Below are 3336 nucleotides of genomic sequence, written 5' to 3'. Positions count from 1 at the left end.
TCCTGATCCTGCCGGACTTCTTCACCATGGCCAATCGCGCGCATCTGCTGGCGGCGATCAATGAGGCGCGCGTGCCGGCGGTGTACTGGAGCCGCACCTTCGTCGACGAGGGCGGGCTGATGTCCTACAGCACCGACAGCACCGAGCAGCTGCGCCGCGCCGCCTCCTACATCGATCGCATCCTGAAGGGCGCGCTGCCTGCCGACCTCCCGGTCCAGAACCCCACCAAGTTCGAGCTTGCGATCAACCTCAAGGCAGCCAAGGCGCTTGGCGTCGCCGTTCCCGCCAGTCTGCTCGCGCTTGCGAACGAGGTCATCGAATAGGCTGGTCCCTATGACGGGCGGTTTGGCTGGAAATGTTAACTTTTGTCGCTAGGTCTGCGCCTGCGCGCTTTCAAGAGTGTCTTGCAAATACTTAATCGTGACCGTTCCCTCTCCGTGCGTCTTGTGAAGAATCGCACGAATGCCGACGTGAATTGCGACCGCTGAACCGGTAGGGTGATCATCCCGACCAATGACAGCGCGGGAAAGGGCTTTTTCCCGCCTTGGAGGATATATGAGCGGCTTCGATATTTTCGCGATTGTTCTGGTATTGCTCGTCATCGTCACGCTCATTGCCGGCGTGAAGACGGTGCCGCAGGGCTATGACTGGACCATCGAACGGTTCGGCAAATACACCCAGACGCTGACACCGGGGCTCAATCTGATCGTACCCTATTTCGATCGTGTCGGACGCAAGATCAACATGATGGAGCAGGTGATCAACATTCCCGAGCAGGAGGTGATCACCAAGGACAACGCCACCGTCACGGTGGACGGCGTCGCCTTCTTCCAGGTGTTCGACGCGGCGAAAGCCAGCTACGAGGTCTCCAATCTCGAGCAGGCGATCATCGTGCTGACCATGACCAACATCCGCTCGGTGATGGGCTCGATGGATCTCGACCAGGTGCTGTCGCACCGCGACGAGATCAACGAGCGCCTGTTGCGCGTGGTCGATGCCGCGGTCTCGCCGTGGGGCCTGAAGGTCAACCGGATCGAGATCAAGGACATCGTGCCGCCGGCCGATCTGGTCGAGGCGATGGGACGGCAGATGAAGGCCGAGCGCGTCAAGCGCGCCGACATTCTTCAGGCCGAAGGCGCGCGCCAGTCCGAGATCCTGCGCGCCGAGGGCGCCAAGCAGGGCCAGATCCTCCAGGCCGAGGGCCGCCGCGAGGCCGCCTTCCGCGACGCCGAGGCGCGCGAGCGCCTGGCCGAAGCCGAGGCCAAGGCGACCCAGATGGTCAGCGAGGCCATCAGCAAGGGTGACGTCGCCGCGCTGAACTATTTCATCGCCGACAAGTATATCAAGGCATTCGGCCAACTGGCGGACTCGCCGAACCAGAAGGTCATCATGCTGCCGGTGGAAGCGATGAGCATGCTCGGCTCGCTCGCCGGCATCGGCGAGATCGCCAAGGCGACGTTCGGCGAGAGTGCGGCCTCGGCCGCCGCGGCCGCCCRCCGCGGCTCGGTGCCGCCGGCCGGACCGACGCCGCCCGCGGTGCCGCAATAGGGCTCGGCGCATGACCCGGAAAAGTGGATACCGGTTTTCCGATAAGGTCATGCGCCAATATAAAGAGGTCGTGTCATGACCGACATGTTCGTTTCGCTCGGTACCTGGAACTGGCTGATCTTCGGCTTCATCCTGATGGCGCTAGAGGTGCTGGCGCCGGGCGTGTTCCTGTTCTGGCTCGGGCTTGCCGCATTGTTGGTCGGCCTGATCTCGTTCACCGTCGCCGTGTCCTGGCAGATCCAGCTCGTGATGTTCGCGGTGTTCGCAGCCGCCGCCGTGCCGGTGTGGCGCCGGCTCGCCCGGCCGAAACTCGGCACGGGCGCAAGCCCCTTCCTCAACAAGCGCGCGGACGCGCTGCTCGGCCGCGAGTTCACGCTGGAGAAGCCGATCATCGACGGCAATGGCACGGTGCGCATCGGCGACACGGTGTGGCGCGTGGCCGGCCCCGATACGCCAGCGGGGACGCGGGTGAAGGTGGTGCGGGTGGATGGCGCGAATCTGACGGTGGCGGCGGCGTGACGACTGTTCGCCTCTCCCCGCGCGCGGGGAGAGGCCGGATTGCATCGAAGATGCAATCCGGGTGAGGGGGACCTTCCGCGAATCTATCTCTCACCGCATTTGCGGAGGTAGCCCCTCACCCCAGCCCTCTCCCCGTAAGAACGGGGAGAGGGAGTCCATCACTTCCCCCACCTCTCCGCAAACCTGTGCAGCGGCATGAACGTCTCGCACAGCTCCCGCCCGAGCGGTGTCAGCCCGTAGCCGCCGGCCTCGCCCAGCTCCACGAACCCCGCCTCGCGCAACTCGCTCAGCCGCGCTTGCAGCACCGTGGGCGAGGCTTCGTCGCAGGCGGTGCGCAGTGCGCGGGAGGTGAGGGGAGTGCCGCGCAATTCCCACAATATCCGCAACGACCAGCGCCGGCCGAGCAAGTCCAGCAGCGCCATGATCGGCCGTCCGGTGCGCGAACCGCGGACGTTGCGTGACCTGGAAGGGGCCTGTTTCGCCATCGATGCGTCCTTGCGCGATGCTACGGATAGTGTAGCGTACTGCTACGATAATTGTAGCAATGGAGACGGCCCATGTCCCTGGCCACGCCGCGCATCGCGCCGCTCGCGCCGCCTTATCCCCCGGAGATCCAGGCGCAGTTCGACCGCATCATGCGCGGCGCGCCGCCGCTGCTGCTGTTCCGGGTGATGGCGGGCCATACCCGCGCCTGGGACAAGTTTCGCGCCGGTGGCCTGCTCGATCCCGGGCCGCTGTCCCTGCGCCAGCGCGAGATCGTCATCGACCGGACGACCGCGCTGAACGATTGCGAATATGAATGGGGCGTGCATGTCGCGATCTTCGCCGGGGCCGCGCAGCTCACCGAGGACGAGGTCCGCGCCACCGTACGCGGCGATGCGGCGTCACCCTGCTGGTCGCCGGCCGAGCAGGCGCTGATCGCCGCCGTCGACGCGCTGCATCATCGCGCGACGCTTGCCGACGCCGAATTCGCCGCGCTGTCGGCGCATTACGATGCGGCGCAGGTCCTGGAGATCATGCTGCTGTGCGGCTTCTATCGCACGGTGTCGTATCTGGCGAACGGGCTGCGACTGCCGCTGGAGGACAAGGCGGCGCGGTTTCCGCGATAGACTCCCTCGCCCCGCTTGSGGGGAGAGGGTTGGGGTGAGGGGGAGTCTCCGCGGGGGAGGTGGCAGTTGGACTCGTGGAGAGTCCCCCTCACCCGGATCGCATCTGGCGATGCGATCCGACCTCTCCCCGCAGGCGGGGCGAGGTGAAGAGCCCCCTACC

General features: G+C 65.7%; 5 protein-coding genes. 4 read left to right on the top strand and 1 reads right to left on the bottom strand.

Going from position 1 to position 3336, the window contains the following annotated elements:
* From ACXJL8_RS37160 to ACXJL8_RS37150, 3 genes are all read left to right on the top strand, one after another.
* Positions 1-323: ABC transporter substrate binding protein (locus tag ACXJL8_RS37160; RefSeq protein WP_456686630.1), on the top strand; the 323-nt coding region annotated here is incomplete at its 5' end.
* Positions 324-555: 232 nt separating this feature from the next.
* On the top strand, positions 556-1548 hold the full coding sequence (locus ACXJL8_RS37155; RefSeq protein WP_456686629.1) for an SPFH domain-containing protein: 993 nt from the start codon (positions 556-558) through the stop codon (positions 1546-1548).
* A gap of 75 nt (positions 1549-1623) precedes the next feature.
* Positions 1624-2067 (top strand): NfeD family protein, encoded by a 444-nt coding sequence (locus ACXJL8_RS37150; RefSeq protein WP_456617397.1) that lies wholly within the window; start codon positions 1624-1626, stop codon positions 2065-2067.
* A 158-nt stretch (positions 2068-2225) separates the two neighbouring features.
* Here ACXJL8_RS37150 and ACXJL8_RS37145 read toward each other — a convergent pair whose 3' ends face one another.
* Entirely contained in the window at positions 2226-2552 is a 327-nt protein-coding gene (locus ACXJL8_RS37145; RefSeq protein WP_456617398.1) for a winged helix-turn-helix transcriptional regulator, read from the bottom strand.
* Positions 2553-2624: 72 nt separating this feature from the next.
* Here ACXJL8_RS37145 and ACXJL8_RS37140 point away from each other — a divergent pair, with 72 nt between their 5' ends.
* Positions 2625-3176: a carboxymuconolactone decarboxylase family protein gene (locus ACXJL8_RS37140; RefSeq protein ID WP_456617399.1), complete on the top strand. Its 552-nt coding sequence runs from the start codon at positions 2625-2627 to the stop codon at positions 3174-3176.
* Positions 3177-3336 lie beyond the last annotated feature (160 nt).

It is taken from the genome of Bradyrhizobium sp. P5_C11_2, from assembly GCF_054049755.1.
Note: the sequence above shows the minus strand (reverse complement) of the source record. Positions and strands in the feature narration are given on the sequence as shown.

Coding starts and splice junctions, on each gene's coding strand:
- ACXJL8_RS37145 (WP_456617398.1), bottom strand. CDS start 2,552: ATGGCGAAACAGGCCCCTTCCAGGTCACGCAACGTCCGCGGTTCGCGC.
- ACXJL8_RS37140 (WP_456617399.1), top strand. CDS start 2,625: ATGTCCCTGGCCACGCCGCGCATCGCGCCGCTCGCGCCGCCTTATCCC.
- ACXJL8_RS37150 (WP_456617397.1), top strand. CDS start 1,624: ATGACCGACATGTTCGTTTCGCTCGGTACCTGGAACTGGCTGATCTTC.